We start from the raw sequence: 17,035 nt of genomic DNA on the forward strand, positions 1-17,035 counted from the left end.
CAACATTCATTGGAATAATTATAACAAAAAAAGGCGATTACTCATATAGTAGTCGCCTTTTCTAACATCTCCCTTGGGAATTGTCTACAGGAAACAATATTTCACTACCATTTCGGTAGCGTAATAGTCTGACCTCCGATAAGCACGGTGCGCGAGGTGGCGTTCGATGTCAGCGAGACGGCCGGGTTCTTGCAATCGACGTCGAGCAATATCAAAAACTCTGTCTTCTTGTCGAGCGGCCGTTTATACGCACCGTGGCTTTCCGTGGTACCTGCTTTTGGAGGTGCGCCGGTCAGTCTGACAAACGGAGCACCACCGATGATAGGCCGCATGCAAACGGAACTGTCGCCATTCTGAATTTTCATGCCGCCATTCGGCAATCCGGTCATTGGTGTCGGCGAGTGGACGTTCCATTCAAAAGCTCGGGCCGTAGCCGATTCAAGCGTATCCCACACAACAAAGGCGTTCTGCCCACGCAAATACCATACCTTGCGCGTAGCGGTTTTCAATTTGCCGTCATAGGCAGGCACTGCCTCGCCGGCAGCATAATCAAGCGTACTGGTGGTAGAAAATGCCGTTATGTTGCCAGTGCGTGCAAGGTTGATATTATTGCCATCCGTTCCCTGCCCAACGCCGCCGTCAAACGTGATGCCATTATGCGACTTGGTCTGGCGATACCAGCTATTCCACAATGGCGAACCGTACCAGTCATAATAACCAGCCTCGATCATAAGCGGCTTGCCGCCGCTGACAAGCACTATGCTGTTCTGGTCCCCGTGGCTGTGGTTATAGGCACCGAATGGACTTGATTTGAAATAGAGCGAAGTGCGCATGCGGTCTGCGAGGTCGCTATGCATGGCAACCCATCCTATGCTCCGGTACAAAGCCGCATTCGCGGGTGGCTTGCTCACTACAATCTGATTGACCGGCAAAGGCGATGGCGCCATCAACAAGGTCAATGGGTCTTCGGTGCCGACAAGATTGCTGTAGTACCACTTAGCCTCGGGCGTGGCAAAACGTGAAGCATAGCCTTTCAATATATTCGTATTGGGCTTGTCTTCATGACCATCACCGAATACATGGGTAAGCGAACCCGGTGGCACAAAATGCATGAAAAAGCGGGAAAATCCGGAGGCCCAAGGCTTTTTGTATAGATTGAGGCCAATCGCCTGCCCGAGCGGATCCCAAATTTGCAAGGAATAGTCCACAGCAACTTGCCCGTATGCGCTACCGTTGGCGTAACCACCTTCCGGACCGCTCCACGCATAGATCTGGTGAATATAAGTACGCACCGAAAAATCAAACCAATTTTGCGCTGCGGGGATATCGCCCACCGTCAAGGCGGAGATCAGGGCAAGGAAACCCAAGGTATTGCCGCCATGGGAATCAAACGGATATTGATCCAGGCGACCATTACTGCCAGACAAATCTTTGTAGATAGCATCAGTGCGAACACTTACCACGTCCAGCCAGCGATTGCGCTGCGCGAGCGTCAGGTCGTTCCACAACAAGTCAACGGCTTTTGCGAGCGACAGGGCAATGGAGCGGGTAGCCTGGTCCTGATTCACATAGCTGGTGGCGCCTGTCGGCGACAGCGCCGCCAGCTCTTCGCCACGCGCTATCGCTTCTGCCAGATACACAGGTCTCTTGGCGTCGCCTTGCATCAGCCGGTATAACAATGCCGACGCGTCGAGTTGGTGCGCCGCCCGCGTCACGCGTGTCCGGATATCCGTGTTTTGTACGGCTGCAGCGGCAGTCAGCGTTGTCGAGGAATTACCCCAGTCACTGTCGCGGACGGGAGCCATGACGCCTATGCGCGACGTCACGTCGGCAATCAGATTTTTTACCGCCGCACCGCGCTCGGCGATCATTGCCGCATCCCACTTTGAATAGGGCAGAAAATTGGCAGGAAGCGAACGGGAGCGGCCATGCGCAAGCACGTTGCTTTTCAAGCCCTCACTTTCGACCACTTCAAAACTGCCGGAACTGGCATCGACCACAAAATTACGCAAATCCGACCAGTCTGTAGCGGCTGCCTCTGCGGCCGGCAAGATCGCTCCCATTGCCAATTGCTCTGCCGACGCGGCAGAAAAGCCAGCATTCTTGGCACGGGTTCGCGCAGCAGACTCGTCTTCCGCCATTTTTGCCGTCTTAAGAAAGGGGCTGACCTTCCAAGTATATTGCCCGGTAACCAATGTTTTCGGTGGCAAATACCAATTGCGTGCCGTCACGCCTTTCGTCAGCACTCCGTTGCTCGACGTCATGACGACGATATACCAGGTATTGCTTACGGCTTTCGGATGACGCGACCAGGTAAATCCAGGGGGATTCTGTGCCTGTATCTGGAACTGCTCTGGTCCAGGCCGCACCGCGGCAAGATCAGTAGAAGTTGTCCAATCAGCATGGCTTTGACCACTGACGGCTAAACAGAGGAGTGTCGCGATATGCAAAGCGCTGATGGGATGTGAGCTCATTGAAAATCTCCGGAAGGTAAGTTCGTGTACGCTGGAAAACGATGCAAAAAAGATTTTTTTGCACATCAGACTAGACAAAATTTTTTAATATGCCCTAAAAAACAATATAAAAAAACCCACCTTTATATTGCCAAAAAAAATAAAAAAGGCGCCAAGCAAGATTATCTTACACCCATTCCCATCCAGCAATATTACTTTTACAAATTTTTCATTTATTCTTTTAACGTTGTAAATATGCAGATATTTTTCTCAATGCCAGCCATGGAAAATAATTACATTTAAAGAAAAAAAATTAACGATCACTCAACAGGAATTTACTTTGCTATTCAAAAAAACAGTGAAGGTTGACGCTCGCGTGCTGACATTACTGGGTGCACAGGCAAACCCAAAAAACACTAGCCAAGGGGGGGGTATGACGTCGGAAATTACGACAAAGGCAACGTCCACTCCGCACTGCGGCGGCCGGAACGCGCGTTGCCTTACCAGGGTTGCTGGCGCAGTGGGAAGCATTCTGTAGCAGTCATACTGCCGTCTTGCCTTTATACCAGCATCGTGGACAGCTCGAAGCAAAATGTATGAAAGGGCCCGCTGGTCCTGCGTCTCTGGCCACTAAGACTAATAACGAGAAATCGTCCTGCCACGGGCCGCCATCGATGGCGAATCGGACATTTCCTCTGCCACGTCAGCCGGAGTTGAAAACCTGGATAGTTGCACCACCGTACCAAGCGTCAGCATGAACAAAAGTTGCGCAGTTGGCTCATCCATCAAAGCGCGGTTATAGATCAGCATGGACAGATAAAGAACCAGCATCGTCACGCAGGCCTCCATCATGGCCCGCTCGACAGCCGTACCGCGTTTTTTGGAAATGAACCGCCAGCCAGCGAAAATCCCGGCTAACAGCATCAGGATATACGCCGCCGTGCCAAGAAGGCCTACGTCCCACAACAGGATAGCCAGTGTCGTGGCGTCGATATGCAAAGGCGCATAACGGCGTGCAACGTCACCAGCGGCCAGCAAACCGGTCAACTTACTTGAACCAGGGCCAAATCCGACCAGGCGCTTCGGGATCGTGGCGGTATGGTCGTTCACCCATAATGCGATCGATGCTCCCCGACTAACTTCACCTGTAATATAGTTAACATTTGTCGGATCAAAGAAATATCCTCCTCCGGCGTTCAATTTCTCGGAAATAGTATGTCCCTTATCGACCACTTTACCCCAATACAATGCATTATATACCATGTAAGTTGCACCCATAAATACAACAATCAACATGCAATAAGCAAACAGGGAAAATACATTCTTGAATATTCTTTTTCTGAGAACCCAGAAAGATGCAAGTGGAACCCAAATAAAAGCAGCTTTGACTTCACCCAATAAAATAATGGCTAGACCTGTCAGACAGATCAATATAAGACGCACACCCGGCATTAACTTATGATCCCAGCGCGCAAAGCAATACGTCATGACGGTGATGACGAAGAAAACAAGAATTGCGCTATTTCCGCCACCTTGCGGAGTACCACCAAAAGTGCCGACAATCGAGTCAAACGAGCGTGCCGTAGCGATAAAGAAATGTTGGTACACAACGACAGGCAGTTGCAGCAACATGATCAGGGTGAAAAACTTCCACATTTTTTCCAGTTGGATGCTTTCCCAACGAAAGCAAAAGAAAGCGAATAACACGCTGAACATTGGCAGGCCGGCTTTGATGGCGGCGGCTGTCTGGCCGATGGAAACTCGATTGAATACGATGCTCATGAAGAAGCAGGAGACATACAGTAATGCACATACGGCCAGAAAACCGCAACGCGCGTCGGGCGGCATTTTGACCATCCCCTTACGTCGTCCGGTCAATTCCAGCAGCGCTTTAAAAAAGTAGAGCACGGAAAATCCGACGGCAACCCATGTAGCCGAGCGCAGGCCAAGAAAGTACATCGCACTACCCTGGATGATAAAGGTAATCAGGATCAGAACAAATAACATGTTCTGAAGTTTCATTAGAAAGAACAGCAGTATCGCAAATACAGCACCACCAGCCATTGTCAACAGGATGGGCGAATCCAGTCCACCAATGAGACCAATAAAAAGTGCCACAAAACCGAAAGCCAGGGTCAACGCCCAGGACAATCGCTGACTGTTATCCTGCCGATTCCGCTGCGACCGCCACTGCTGCGCCTCGCCAGCAACTGCCTTGGCAGTGAAAGGAATTTTCATATTTTCTCTTTTAAACTGCAGCACTTAGTAATCTTCGGAAAATTATTGTGAATTAATTGCGACCAGAAGCAGATACAATGTAAGGCGCTAGCCACTAGCAGTGCCAGCACTGCTAGTGCTGGCAGCACAGCAGAACGCCGATTGTGGAAGCTATAAATCAAAAGAATTTATTGGGGAGGGGTACTTAACTACCAAATGTACCAATTAATCTGACACGCGACACTTCGTCCAGTGCTTCCAACATATCATTAACAAATTTTGCCTGTACCTTATAAGCGCCTTCGACATCCGTATCAATGGTCGATACCCTAACCAGCATGCCGTCAGGCACAGAGCCCATCAGCCCATAGCGCAATTGTTGCATGCGCTGTTCAAATCCAGGCAGCGTTGCTTTTTTCCCAATCGTGATCCAATAAGTGATGGGTTCATTGCGACCGCCACTCACGGCAAACAGGCGCTTTACAGGCAAATCTCCATAGTCTGTCCGGAGTGCGCCATTCGCAGCATGGCTGACTTCAAATCCCTGAGCCGTATAACACACCTCAGGCTTGTGCACACCCATGTTATCGCTCTGATCGCCACCATATGCCATGGAAAGCATCACGCGCTGTCCATCCTTACTGATATACGTGCGCGTCAGCGTCTGGTTATAAATCTTGTTAAGCTTGGCTTGCGTCTCTGGGTCTACCTGCAATGGAGCCAGGCTCGAGTCCACCGTCCAACCACCAAAATCCTTGGGAATGATTTTTTCCAGATTAAACTTTGCCTGGGCATCAGCCATTTTTACTGATGGCGTAACGACTTTAGTCACCGCTGCAGAAGAAAACATCAGCAGGCCAAGCGCGATACTGATTTTCATCGATTTATTCATGATTTTCCTGTCACCTTGACATTTTTTCGCTCATGCCACCGTGCAATCCATTGCAACAGACTGTCGATGGAAAGAATCAGTGTTAACGCAGTGATAAAAAGTACCATTCCGGCAAAACCATGCAAAAAACCCTGGCCAGCAGCGTCGCCGAAGTAATAGGTAATCAGCGAGAGCACGATCACACGTATGACATTGGCTGAAAACGAAATAGGAATAATCAACACCGCCAGCCCGACATTTCTAAACACAGAGGTGTGCCGCACGAGATTCAGATAAAACAGACCGAGCGCTTCCAGGGTCAGCAGCGTCTGCAAACCGGCACAGGCATCTGCCACCAGCAGTTGATACTGGCCGATTTGCAGAATGACGCCGGTACGCGCTATCGGGTAACCTGCCATAAACAACAAATACTCGGTCGCATAGGAAACCGCCATTTTCATCGGCATGGTTAACATGCTGACCAGCGGACCCGGCAGCGGGATCATGAACAGCATGAAGAAAAACGGAAACCACAAGACGTTTAGCGCAGCATTTCCTCTTTTAAGCAACAGCACTGACGCCAGCGATAAGATAAATGAAAAAATTTCGAGTGCCAGTATCTGCTGGGAGCGTCCCAGGATGTACATCGCCATGGCCATTACCATAACAATCCATCCCATGTTGGATGGTGTGCCAAGACGACTTTTTTCCAGCATTACGGGCGATTGGCGATACATCAGCCACAGCGACAGGCTCAGGATGATCGGACCATGAGCCTGTTCTTCCGTTTGCCAAATACCCGTCATTAATCCATAGAATGTCGGTATATACAATACCAGTAAGCCCGCCAGTACCGGCCACCATTCTGGCAATATTTGGCGCACACTTTGCAGCCTGCCCGCTGCCATGCCCGCGCGGTCCATTAGAAATCAACCAGAACCGAACCAACGAGCTCGGCACCCGCGCTGGCAAGCTGTTCACTTACTGCCGCCACGTCTTCAAGCAAGGTCTTGTTTTTTCGCACGACCAATAATACTCCGCGTGCACGCCCGGCAATTGCCAGCGCATCGGCGCCGCTGGTAAAGGCGACAGTATCGTATAGCACAATATCGTGTGCCGTCTCAAATTCTGCGCTCATGTTACTGAACACTGTACGGCTAAGCAATTCCTGTGGATTTGGCGGCAACGTGCCTGCGGTCAGAACAGACAGGGATACGAACGAGTCGATCTTGGATATAGAGCGTGCATCCGCACGTCCAGCCAGTATGTCGGACAATCCTTGTTTCGTCTGCAAATCAAAGATTTCTTGCTGTCTCGGCTCACGCAGATTTGCATCCACCAGCAAAGTGTTTTCACCCAACTGGGAAAACACGACCGCCAGGTTGGCAGCGAACAGGCTGGCGCCGTCATCCTGATCAATACTCGCAATCACCAATGATTTGTGGCCGCGCGCAAACCAGCGTAGCATCAGTTGGCTACGCACGGCACGCAAGGTCTCAACCTGACGACTGAATGGTTGATAAGCGGCGACCAGCTTGTCTGAAAACTTGGCATCGCCCGGCTGCAGATAAGGATAGTCAAATTGGCGGGCCAGAACTTGCTGAATATCTGCTTCGGTAATCAGGCCAAGCCGTAGAGCCGCCTCGCCAAAACGGATACCAAGCTCTTTCTGCATGCGCAAGACACGCTCGGCATTTTCAGGCGTAATTTTTCCCGTCGAAAGCAGCAAGCCACCGATACTGGAATCATTATGTGGTGGCATGGCCTTCGAAGGCGAGGCTGGAAGTGATGTCTGATTCATCGTGGTGTCCATAAAATTCTTAACTTAAGCGAAGGCGACGCTGTGGCGCTGACTTGAACAAGCCAAAACGCTTGCGCGGTTGTTCGTTCCATTCGATCACGCCCAGCACTGGAATCTGTGCCACGTCAGCCAAGTCACTATACGAACGCACTCGGCGGTCCAGCATCTCCGCCAGAATGGCCAATCCGAGGCCTAGCATGGTTCCCAGGAATAACGACAGTACGGTATTGAGCAATACCTTAGGACCGGCTGGTTCGATTGGAGGCGCAGCAGGATTTAGCACCGCAATATCGGATTGGTCCGACTGACCTTCGATACGAGTTTGCGAGAAGCGCTGGGAGGCGATATCGAAGGCGCGCTGCGCGTTCTCCACATCCTTGCTAAGCACGTTCATTTCATCGCGAGTACGGTTCAGTTCCAGCACCTTGGCCTTCTGTTCTTGCATGGCAGAACGAATGGCGCCCTCGCGCTGCTGAAATATCTGTGCATTGTTACCTACGCTACGCGAGGCGATGGACAGCTGATCGCGCAGATCCATACGCAATTTATCGACCTCCGCTTTTGCGCTTTGATACTGGGGATGATTGTTGCTCAGGCGCTGAGATACTTCGGCAAACTTTGATTCCGCATTCCCCAAGCCGATTTTCAAATTCTGAATCAAGGGATTGGAAGCAACATCCGGCGACTCGGCGTAACCACTACCACTCGCCATGCGCTGCCGTGAACTCGCTTCCATGGTTTGCCCCTGTGCCGCCACCAGTTGCGCGGACAAGTCATTGAGGCGATTCGATTCCACATCAAGACGATTGTCGAGGCTGACAATGCCATTGTCCTGCTGGTATTTGGACAATTTGCTTTGAGCTACTTCGACATTATCACGCAACAACTTCAGTTGCGAATCAAAATAGACGGCTGCCTTTTTCATGGGATCAACTTTGAGCTGAATACTAATTTTTTGGTACTCATCAGCAAAAGCATTTGCAATAGCGGCCACGAATTGCGGATCGGCGCCTTTGAAGCTGATATCGACTACGCTGCTTTCTTTCGAAGGTACCACTTCGAGTTTTTTCAGCAGCAAATCAGCTAGCCAGTCACGTACCGTGCCCTTTCCTTCGGTAGCTTGATGGAACTGCTCTATTACTGCAGGACTCTGCGCCAAGCCAAGGCGATCAACGACACGCAAGGAAACATTCTTGCTGCTGATAATATCAATCTGAGTGGCCATGTAGCCTGGCAGTAATTGCCCAGGCATCGACATACCAGTCAAGGGATCAACACCCTTGTAATTCAATACAAGCGAACTGGTTGCCATATAGCTTTTTGGCAGTACCAAACTGACAGCCAGTGTCGTCAGAACAGTAATGAGCAAGGTGATCAGCACAATTTTCTGACGCGCCCGTAGTATTAACAATATTTGGGAAAAATTCATGGTCAAACTCACAATCTTAAAGGGCTAGCCAGAGAGCGGCATTATTCCTGCTCATTCCTGATCAGAACAAACTTTCCTGCACATATACAACATCGTCTACCTGTAACAAGTCATCATGCTTAGCACTGATAATTTCCATCACGCCTTCAGCCGTACGACGCTTGACTTTCACGCCACGTTCCGTACCACGCGGAGTCAACCCACCACCTACGGATAGTGCCTGCAGCACCGTCATGTTACGCTCGAGCTTGAAGGCACCAGGGCGCTGAACTTCGCCATAGATGTAAAACCTGGGAGCTCGCTCAACATAAATGACATCATTACCCGCCAAATCCAGATCTCGGCTCAGATTGGCATTGCGTACCATGTCGATCACATCAATGACTTCCTTGCTGGCCGTGCCAGCGCGCTTGCGGATCAAACTGACCAAATCGCCGCCATCCTGGCTAATACCGCCGGCCATTGCCAGTATGTCCATGACGCTGCGCTTGCCTTCGATGGGATAGCGGCCGGGACGATTGACCTGCCCCAGCACGGATACCTGCTGGCTTTGCAGGGACGTGACAATGATGTTCACCTGCGCCTTGCGCAGGAAATTGCCGCTTTCAAGCAAACCACCGATTTTCTTTTCCGCCGCCGATACGGACAGACCGCCCAGCGCCACATTGCCTACAAGTGGAAAAGTGATTTCGCCCGCCTCGCTCACACGCGTTTCCAGCGCCAGGTCGGCATTGCCATACACGGATATCTTCAGCACATCACCAGCGCCCAGCAGCACGTCGGCGGCACCGGCGAACCCGGCGCTCAGCGTCAGCAAGCACGCCATACACCACATCGAAAGTCGTTTCATGATTCACTCACTTAATAATAAATTGACAACCAAAAAAGCTGCGACTTACTTCAAGCCTGCAACGCCACGATCATTGGATTCCGTGGAAGCGGACGCCGCTGGAGCTGGCGCCGCTGGTTCGGGCGCGCTGACCGGCGCCGACGCGGCCGCCACCACCGGGACGCTGGCCACAGGAGTGCTGGCTGCCGCCTTACCGATCGCATCCTTGTTCAGGTACTCGATCTTGGCCGCAGCGCGCAGGCGCTTCAATTCGGCGTCGGCCGTATCCTTGTTCTTTTTATTGAACAGGAATTGTTCGATCTGCGGCGTTGCCAGTGCCAGGCTGACAGGGTTATCGCGCACGTCCGAGAGAGAGATTAGCAGCGTACGGTCTCCCTCGCGAATGATGAACAATTGCCCTTTCGGCATCGCCAGAAGCTTCGTGCTCAATTCGGGTGCCAGGTCGGCGCTGGTACGCGACAACTGCGTGCGCGCATACTTGACCTTGTTCGCGTCCAGCCAAGAAGCAACGTCCTCCAGTGATTTGGCGGTATCCATGGCGGCCTTCAGTTGGTCATTCATGTCGGCGCTGGCAATCACCAGTTCCTTCATATCAAACTGCTTGCGCTGGCTAAAAAACTGCGGATTCTTCTTGAAGTAATCTTCCACTTCTTCTTTAGTCGGCCGCGCAATGGTACCAATGCGTTTTTGCATGTAAGCTTGCGCGACGATCAGTGCCTTGGCGCGCTCGACAGCCTGCACCACTTTCGGATCGCGGTCGACCTTTTCCTTCGCCGCTTCATTCTGCAGCAACTGGCGGTCGATCAGGGACTCCAACAACTGCTTGCTGGCTGCTTCCTGCTGAGACCCCTGAACGTTGGCGCGCTGCATTTCTTCATTGAGCTGCAAAACGGTAATTTCCTCGCCATTTACACTGACCAGTGACTGGCCAGGCTTTTTCTCCTTGTCGCCGCAAGCTGACAGGCCAGCAGCAGTCAACAAGACCAAGGCCGCACACAGCAAACGGGGATAAAACACTGGTTTGTGCGCGATCAAACACGCCTTGTGCAAATGGTTCAAAATTACTCCTTTGGTTCATGTAAGGAAATCAGGCACTGCCAACTATAAGCATTGACACAATATTCATGCAAAAAAATATTGTAAAAATAGGCAGATTTCGGACGAAATTATGCGGTTCGGCCACACAATTGTCAATATTATAAATATGATACACAATGTACAAGCCACCTTGGAAAGTATTTGCTTAAAAATCTATTAAGAAGGTTTAAAAACAACTGTTTCCAAAGAAAACTTGCCATGATGAAACATTGTTCACCGCTGCATAGTTTTAATAGAATAGCATTTCTTGTGAATTACATGAGTGAAGCTTGCTCGCCTGCTGGATGCTGGCAGCAAATCTTTTGCTCAAGACCGGCGGGGATAAGGCCTGATCCTAATTGGTAGCGCTGATGAAAACACACTCCATGAACCTGGAGGGACAACATACCTGTCCGGCCGGTGTCCAGCAAGATTGACATGACTGGCCCGATGCGACAAAAAACTCGCCGCCAAGTGTCTTCATACTATATTGCAATGCATGTCTCATGTCGGTTCTTGCATCACCGCCGGATTTGACCTGTGCGAGCCAGGCTCGCACTTCGAACGCTTGCTTTATTCTAACGCGTATTGATCTTGCGCAAAAAATATTCCAAAGCGGCATTGTTGGCCGACTTCACGTCAATGGGCATTGTCCCGTTTGAGCACAACCTTGACGGTACGCAAGATGATCCATAAATCGAGCCACAGCGACCAGTTACGTAGGTAATCCAGGTCAAAATGAATACGCGCTTCCATCTTGTCCAAGGTTTCCGTCTCACCCCGCAAACCGTTGACCTGTGCCCACCCTGTGATGCCAGGTTTGACTTTATGCCGCAACATGTAGCCCTTGATTAGCTTACGATACTGCTCGTTATGCGCCACCGCATGGGGGCGAGGGCCTACGATACTCATACGCCCTTGCAACACATTAATAAATTGTGGCAATTCGTCAAGGGAGCTGCGCCGTAAAAATCCACCAATGCGCGTCACCCGCTGGTCGTTCTTGGTTGCCTGGGTCACCGTCGCCCCATCCTCGCTGACTGTCATCGAGCGGAATTTATAGACGATGATTTCCTCACCATACAGACCGTAGCGGCGCTGGCGGAAAATCACAGGCCCCTTTGAGGTCATCTTGACGGCGATCGCGATGATTAGCATCACTGGCAACAACATGATCTGGATCAGCAAGCCCAGCACGATATCGCTGCCCCGCTTGACCATGCTGTTAAATCCCGTGAACGGTGATTCGCGGATGGCGATCACCGGCATACCACCCACATTATCGAAACGCGCCTGCATCAGGTCGAAGATATAGATATCGGGCAAGAAGTACACGGACGCCGTTGTATCCTGCAGTTCATCGAGCATCTTGCGGATGCGCGGCTGGGCAGAAATAGGCTGGCTGATGAATATCATCTTGATATTGTATTCGCGTACATAGGCGGCAATATCGGCCATTTTTCCCAGCATCGGTTCGCGCATTGTTTCCGGCCAGCGGTCATCCGTGCGGTCGTCAAAAAAACCGCGCACACTCATGAACAGATTCGGGTTGCGCTCCACGGTGGCGGCAAATTTCAGGCTGGCATCGTTGGCGCCAATAATCACGACGGAGCGCACTTCACTGTCGCGCCCAGGATCGGCCACCATGCGCCGTGCGGCTAGATGACTGAGCAGCAATATGAATGGCGTCAACAAGAACCAGGCCAGCACCAGTTCGCGGTCAAAATGAAACGCCAGTCCTGTCGCCGAACCCAGGAATACCAGGATCAGGGCCGTGATGCCCCAGCTGACAAAAATATCGCGGGCGAACGCCAGCATGCGGCCGCTGCGCCAGGTGCGGTAGGGATCGACATACTGGAACACGGACGAGGAAATGAAAAACGCCAGTATCATCAATACCAGCGAATAGCCGGTAAAGGGCGAGCCCGACAAAGCGGACAACAAGTACAGCGTGCCCATGATGATCAAGGGGTCCAGGATGCGCTGGAAAAATGAAATCAAGGGTATATCATTGACCGTCATGATGCTCTTCAAAACTGGGCATTGGCACTAAAGGAAAGCCCTTTAGCCCGGTAACTACCTGTGTTAATAATAGGTGCGCCATTACGCGCATCATGGAAAGCATTGACGCCTAGCTGTATATTGGGGCGCGGCGAATAAGTCACACCGACTGATGTAGAACGCGTCGTGTCGCTGACATCACGTGGCAGCACCAAGCCCTGGGCTGCAGAAAAGTCGCGCTTCTCATGGCGCAATTGCGCATCTACACGCACCTTGGCGGAGACATCCCAAGCCGCTGCGATGCTGGCGCCGTTATTCAGGCTGCTCGAAATCAAGGAGTTCTCTACCGACGCAAACTCGTGCCACAGACTGCCTGTAAACCGCACTTTCCCCAGCGGCGCCCAGTAAACGATCAGGCGTCCATTGGCCCCGCTAGCATCCCGCCCAGAAAACAATTCATTCTTGCGCTTGACCCAGCCCGCCAGCAGTTGCGCCTGCGTGATGCCGCTGAAACGCCAAAAAACATTGGCCTTGATCTCGTCCTGCTCATAACCTTGCTCGACGCCAAATGCAGCAAGGTTGGCGCGATTTGGGTAGCGGCCCTTCACATGACGCAACTGCACGCCGATGCGACTCTCGCTAGCCGGCAAATAATCGAGGCCGAGTTCTGTCGCATCTTCCTGACGATTGGAAATTCTCTGGGAAATGGAATCATAAGAATAGCGGTCTCTTGTGAATCCGCCGCGCACCCGCCAGCTGGGGTGGAAGCGCCAGCCGCCGTTGGCGTATTCGCGCCGAATCACCCGCAAATTCCGATCCGTAGTCTGTAAATCGCTAAATGGGGTCAAACTCTGCCCGTAACTGATGCCCACATGACCGTCCAGGTGATTGGCGATGTGCCATTCAATATCCGCAAAAAAGTCCTTGCCACTGTAATCGAGTTGATCAAAATGGTCGAAGTACACGCGCGACCACTTTGCCTGCCCTGTCAGCACTTGCCGTCCAATCGGACGATTGAACAGGAACCCGGCCTGCACCTGTCGCGAGGTATCCGAACGTTGGCCATTAAAACCGGGAGAATTATCGTCAAGCCGGAATAAATTGTCATCATACGAGTATGAAGTCGCAACAAACGGCGCAATCGTATCGCTGATGGCCGCAGTTGCGGGCAGACTCAAGGTCACGCCGCCAGCAAACAACATGGACACCGGCAAGGCGCGGGCCAGTGCCTGCGTCAGGTGAGCTGGCTTGATGACAGCTCCCGGCATCGGATAAAAATGTTTACGCAGGGAATTCAACATGGGATATCGTCTTTGAAAGAGCAAACAGTTGGTTGGCAATATTACCAGTAAGTCCAGTGTCCACCAGAAATAATCCAGAGACCCAGCACGCCATTTGTCACGCCATGCGCAAGGATGGGCGACCACAGGTTCTGGCTACGCATGTACAACAGGCTATAGGCAACGCCGGCAACAATGCCCGCCAGCCACAAATTATGTTCAAGGCCGAACAACACGACGCTGATGACAAACGCCTTGGCGCTGGCCAGGCGGGGCTGGAAGGCGAGAAAGTCCGGAGAGTCGATCCAGCGCAGCAGGAAAGAGCGCCAGAACAGCTCTTCCATCACAGGCACCACGAGCGCCGCGCCAGCGATGCGCAGCACCACCAGCGTCCACTCGATACGGCCGTCATTGCGGGGATCGAAGCCGTCGGCGCTGCCGATGCTCATCCAGCCCGCATTCAAATTAATCCACAGCAAAAAAACAACAAGTCCGGCGAAAATGGCAACGGCAGTGGCGCGCGCGCCCAGTCCTGTCCAGGCCAGTTCCGTATAACTGCGGCGCCAGTACAACAACATGCCCAGCACGACGCCGATCTTGACGGCATACAGCCAGCGCACATCCTGCGCGGTAATGCCCAAGCGACCGAGCATGTCGGCAATGAAAATGAAGGAGAGATAGGCCAGGAAGGGCGCTACCCGGGGCAAGGCGGCACGGTCACACATATTGCCGCGCATCGGAGGAAGAGCCACGCGCCGGACGCGGTGGTCCGGAGCGCGTGTTTTTCATAACAAACATGCATCCCCCGATGTAATAAATATAATTATATAATTATATCAAGCTGGACGGTTGCCGTGGCAAGTAATCCTGACTTAATTACAACAGGTTATGCAAAAAAGCATCAGCCGTTGGCGCGTGCCTCGATCTGTTCCCACTTTTCCAGCGCTTCCAGCAGTTGGCCTTCGATCTCGGCCACGCGCGCGTTCAGACGCTTGCCTTCGGCCGGCGTCTTCTTGTAGAAGTCAGGGTGAGACAGCTCGGCAGCGAGCACCGATTGCTCGTCTTCCAGCTTGGCGATCAGATTCGGCAACTCTTCCAGTTCGCGCTGCTCCTTGTAGCTGAGCTTTTTCTGCTTCGCGGCCGGTGCGGCAGCGTCGACCTTCACGCCCGGCTTGCTGGCTGGCGCCGTGGCGATCGGCAAGGTGCGCACGCGCTCCCAGTCCGTGTAGCCGCCGACGAATTCGCGCCACTTGCCCTCGCCTTCGGCGACGATCACTTGCGTGACCACGTTGTCGAGGAAGGTGCGGTCATGGCTGACCAGGAAGACGGTGCCCGTGTATTCTTCCAACAACTCTTCCAGCAATTCCAGGGTATCGATATCCAGGTCATTGGTGGGCTCATCGAGCACCAGCACGTTGGCCGGCTTGGCAAACAGGCGTGCCAGCAGCAAACGGTTGCGCTCGCCGCCGGACAGCGACTTGACGGGCGAACGGGCGCGTTCCGGCGCAAACAGGAAGTCGTTCAAATAGGTCATCACGTGGCGGCGCTGGCCATTGATCTCGACCCAATCGCTGCCCGGTGCAATGGTTTCCATCAAATTCGCTTCTTCGTTCAGTTGCGTGCGCATCTGGTCGAAATACGCCACTTGCAGCTTGGTGCCCAGGCGGATGGTGCCCGTGTCCGACTCTTCCTGGCCCAGGATCATCTTCAGCAAGGTGGTTTTGCCGGCGCCGTTGGCGCCGATCAGGCCGACCTTGTCGCCGCGCAAGATGGTGGCGCTGAAATCCTTGACGATGACCTTGTCGCCATAGATCTTCGAGACGTTTTCCAGGTCCGCCACGATCTTGCCAGAGCGTTCGCCGGCCGACACGTCCAGTTTCACTTGTCCCTGCTGGTCGCGGCGCGCATTGCGCGTCAGACGCAGCGCTTCCAGGCGGCGCACGCGGCCTTCGTCGCGCACGCGGCGCGCCTTGACGCCCTTGCGTATCCACACTTCTTCCTGCGCCAGGAACTTGTCGAACTTGGCGTTTTCCACTTCTTCGATTTCCAGCTGCTCCGCCTTGCGGGTCTGGTAAGCCGTGAAGTTACCCGGATACGACAGCAAACGACCGCGGTCGAGCTCGATAATGCGCGTGGCGACGTTGTCGAGGAAGGAGCGATCATGGGTAATGAACAACACGCTGCCCTTGAAGTCACGCAACAAACCTTCCAGCCACAGGATGGAGCTGAAGTCCAGATGGTTGGTGGGCTCATCGAGCAACAGCACGTCGGGCGCCGACACCAGCGCGCGCGCCAGCGCCACGCGCTTTTGCATCCCGCCGGACAGGGTTTTCATCAGCATGTCGCCCGTCAGGTTCAGACGGTCGAGCACGGTTTCCACCTTGTTCGGCAAGCTCCACGCATCGGCCGCATCAAGTTTGACCTGGATGTCGTGCATGCGTTCCATCAATTCGTCGTCATTGCCCTGGCCAAACTGGCCCGTCAATGCATCGTATTCCTTCAGCCAGGCCTGCGATTCGCCCATGCCGGAAGCGACGGCGTCGAACACGGACATGTCCGGGTCGAATTGCGGCTCTTGCTCCACATACGCAATCTTGATGCCTTGCTGCATCACCAACAAACCGTCATCGAGCTTGAACTTGCCCGAAATAACCTTCAACAGCGAGGATTTACCCGTGCCGTTGCGGCCGATCAAGCCGACCCGTTCCGTGGTTTCCAGTGAAAATTCCGCGTGATCGAGCAGCGCGACGTGACCGAACGCAAGTTGCGCCGATGAAAGAGAAATGACAGCCATAATGAGTAAGAGTGCTCGGGCGCCGTCTCGCGCACACCGCGTGGTGTGCAAAACAGCCGCCGATTGGATGAATGAAGCACGCATTGTACCGATAACTCGGACTTCAATCGCCATCGACCAGTAACTACCGCCTGGAATATCACAGGCTGCCGACGCGCGTTGCGTGGAAACGTGGTGTCGCCAGCAGGAATCGAACCTGCATTTAAGTCTTAGGAGGACCTTGTACTATCCATTGTACGATGGCGACACGCGCAGCGGCATT

At 52.8% G+C, this 17,035-nt stretch carries 12 protein-coding genes and 1 tRNA gene; all 13 read right to left on the reverse strand.

The genetic code is table 11. The features are described 5' to 3' along the window. Nucleotides 1-104: 104 nt before the first annotated feature. The 13 genes from CSZ94_RS03705 to CSZ94_RS03765 all read right to left on the reverse strand — a co-directional run bounded on the left by CSZ94_RS03705 (nt 105) and on the right by CSZ94_RS03765 (nt 17,020). A complete protein-coding gene (locus CSZ94_RS03705; protein WP_258000752.1) occupies nt 105-2,474 on the reverse strand; it encodes a heparinase II/III domain-containing protein in 2,370 nt (789 codons plus the stop codon). Nucleotides 2,475-3,089: 615 nt separating this feature from the next. Further along, nucleotides 3,090-4,691, reverse strand: a complete 1,602-nt coding sequence (locus tag CSZ94_RS03710) for a hypothetical protein (RefSeq protein WP_102120270.1) — start codon at nt 4,689-4,691, stop codon at nt 3,090-3,092. 184 nt (nt 4,692-4,875) lie between these two features. Further along, nucleotides 4,876-5,562, reverse strand: coding sequence for an exosortase-associated protein EpsI, B-type (gene epsI / locus CSZ94_RS03715; protein WP_102120271.1), 687 nt, complete (start codon nt 5,560-5,562; stop codon nt 4,876-4,878). Beyond that, nucleotides 5,559-6,464 (reverse strand): exosortase B, encoded by a 906-nt coding sequence (xrtB, locus tag CSZ94_RS03720; RefSeq protein ID WP_219725959.1) that lies wholly within the window; start codon nt 6,462-6,464, stop codon nt 5,559-5,561. The genes epsI and xrtB overlap by 4 nt, the downstream gene beginning before the upstream one ends. Continuing rightward, a complete protein-coding gene (epsG, locus tag CSZ94_RS03725) occupies nt 6,464-7,342 on the reverse strand; it encodes a chain length determinant protein tyrosine kinase EpsG (RefSeq protein ID WP_102120310.1) in 879 nt (292 codons plus the stop codon). The genes xrtB and epsG overlap by 1 nt, the downstream gene beginning before the upstream one ends. 19 nt (nt 7,343-7,361) lie before the next feature. Then, nucleotides 7,362-8,771, reverse strand: a complete 1,410-nt coding sequence (epsF, locus tag CSZ94_RS03730) for a chain length determinant protein EpsF (RefSeq protein WP_102120311.1) — start codon at nt 8,769-8,771, stop codon at nt 7,362-7,364. Between the two features lie 61 nt (nt 8,772-8,832). After that, a complete protein-coding gene (gene epsE / locus CSZ94_RS03735; protein ID WP_180977351.1) occupies nt 8,833-9,621 on the reverse strand; it encodes a polysaccharide export protein EpsE in 789 nt (262 codons plus the stop codon). Nucleotides 9,622-9,666: 45 nt separating this feature from the next. Continuing rightward, nucleotides 9,667-10,656, reverse strand: coding sequence for an EpsD family peptidyl-prolyl cis-trans isomerase (locus CSZ94_RS03740; RefSeq protein WP_258000753.1), 990 nt, complete (start codon nt 10,654-10,656; stop codon nt 9,667-9,669). A 681-nt stretch (nt 10,657-11,337) separates the two neighbouring features. Continuing rightward, nucleotides 11,338-12,720 carry an undecaprenyl-phosphate glucose phosphotransferase gene (locus CSZ94_RS03745; RefSeq protein ID WP_102120273.1) on the reverse strand — a complete coding sequence of 461 codons (1,383 nt, stop codon included), beginning with the start codon at nt 12,718-12,720 and terminating at the stop codon, nt 11,338-11,340. A gap of 8 nt (nt 12,721-12,728) precedes the next feature. Further along, complete coding sequence (gene epsL / locus CSZ94_RS03750) at nt 12,729-14,000, reverse strand: XrtB/PEP-CTERM-associated polysaccharide biosynthesis outer membrane protein EpsL (protein ID WP_258000754.1); 1,272 nt, start codon at nt 13,998-14,000, stop codon at nt 12,729-12,731. A 41-nt stretch (nt 14,001-14,041) separates the two neighbouring features. Then, on the reverse strand, nt 14,042-14,704 hold the full coding sequence (locus tag CSZ94_RS03755; protein WP_180977352.1) for a CAAX prenyl protease-related protein: 663 nt from the start codon (nt 14,702-14,704) through the stop codon (nt 14,042-14,044). 176 nt (nt 14,705-14,880) lie between these two features. Further along, complete coding sequence (locus CSZ94_RS03760; protein ID WP_102120275.1) at nt 14,881-16,773, reverse strand: ATP-binding cassette domain-containing protein; 1,893 nt, start codon at nt 16,771-16,773, stop codon at nt 14,881-14,883. A 172-nt stretch (nt 16,774-16,945) separates the two neighbouring features. Further along, nucleotides 16,946-17,020, reverse strand: a tRNA-Arg gene (locus CSZ94_RS03765). Between the last annotated feature and the right edge of the window lie 15 nt (nt 17,021-17,035).

Source organism: Janthinobacterium sp. ROICE36, assembly GCF_002869965.1.
GTDB lineage: Bacteria > Pseudomonadota > Gammaproteobacteria > Burkholderiales > Burkholderiaceae_D > Janthinobacterium.

What these genes read in the sequence shown, in the direction of transcription:
- epsL (WP_258000754.1), bottom strand. Translation starts at nt 14,000, where the DNA reads ATGTTGAATTCCCTGCGTAAACATTTTTATCCGATGCCGGGAGCTGTC.
- CSZ94_RS03760 (WP_102120275.1), bottom strand. Translation starts at nt 16,773, where the DNA reads ATGGCTGTCATTTCTCTTTCATCGGCGCAACTTGCGTTCGGTCACGTC.
- xrtB (WP_219725959.1), bottom strand. Translation starts at nt 6,464, where the DNA reads ATGGACCGCGCGGGCATGGCAGCGGGCAGGCTGCAAAGTGTGCGCCAA.
- CSZ94_RS03710 (WP_102120270.1), bottom strand. Translation starts at nt 4,691, where the DNA reads ATGAAAATTCCTTTCACTGCCAAGGCAGTTGCTGGCGAGGCGCAGCAG.
- CSZ94_RS03745 (WP_102120273.1), bottom strand. Translation starts at nt 12,720, where the DNA reads ATGACGGTCAATGATATACCCTTGATTTCATTTTTCCAGCGCATCCTG.
- epsI (WP_102120271.1), bottom strand. Translation starts at nt 5,562, where the DNA reads ATGAATAAATCGATGAAAATCAGTATCGCGCTTGGCCTGCTGATGTTT.
- epsG (WP_102120310.1), bottom strand. Translation starts at nt 7,342, where the DNA reads ATGAATCAGACATCACTTCCAGCCTCGCCTTCGAAGGCCATGCCACCA.
- CSZ94_RS03705 (WP_258000752.1), bottom strand. Translation starts at nt 2,474, where the DNA reads ATGAGCTCACATCCCATCAGCGCTTTGCATATCGCGACACTCCTCTGT.
- epsE (WP_180977351.1), bottom strand. Translation starts at nt 9,621, where the DNA reads ATGAAACGACTTTCGATGTGGTGTATGGCGTGCTTGCTGACGCTGAGC.
- epsF (WP_102120311.1), bottom strand. Translation starts at nt 8,771, where the DNA reads ATGAATTTTTCCCAAATATTGTTAATACTACGGGCGCGTCAGAAAATT.
- CSZ94_RS03755 (WP_180977352.1), bottom strand. Translation starts at nt 14,704, where the DNA reads ATGTGTGACCGTGCCGCCTTGCCCCGGGTAGCGCCCTTCCTGGCCTAT.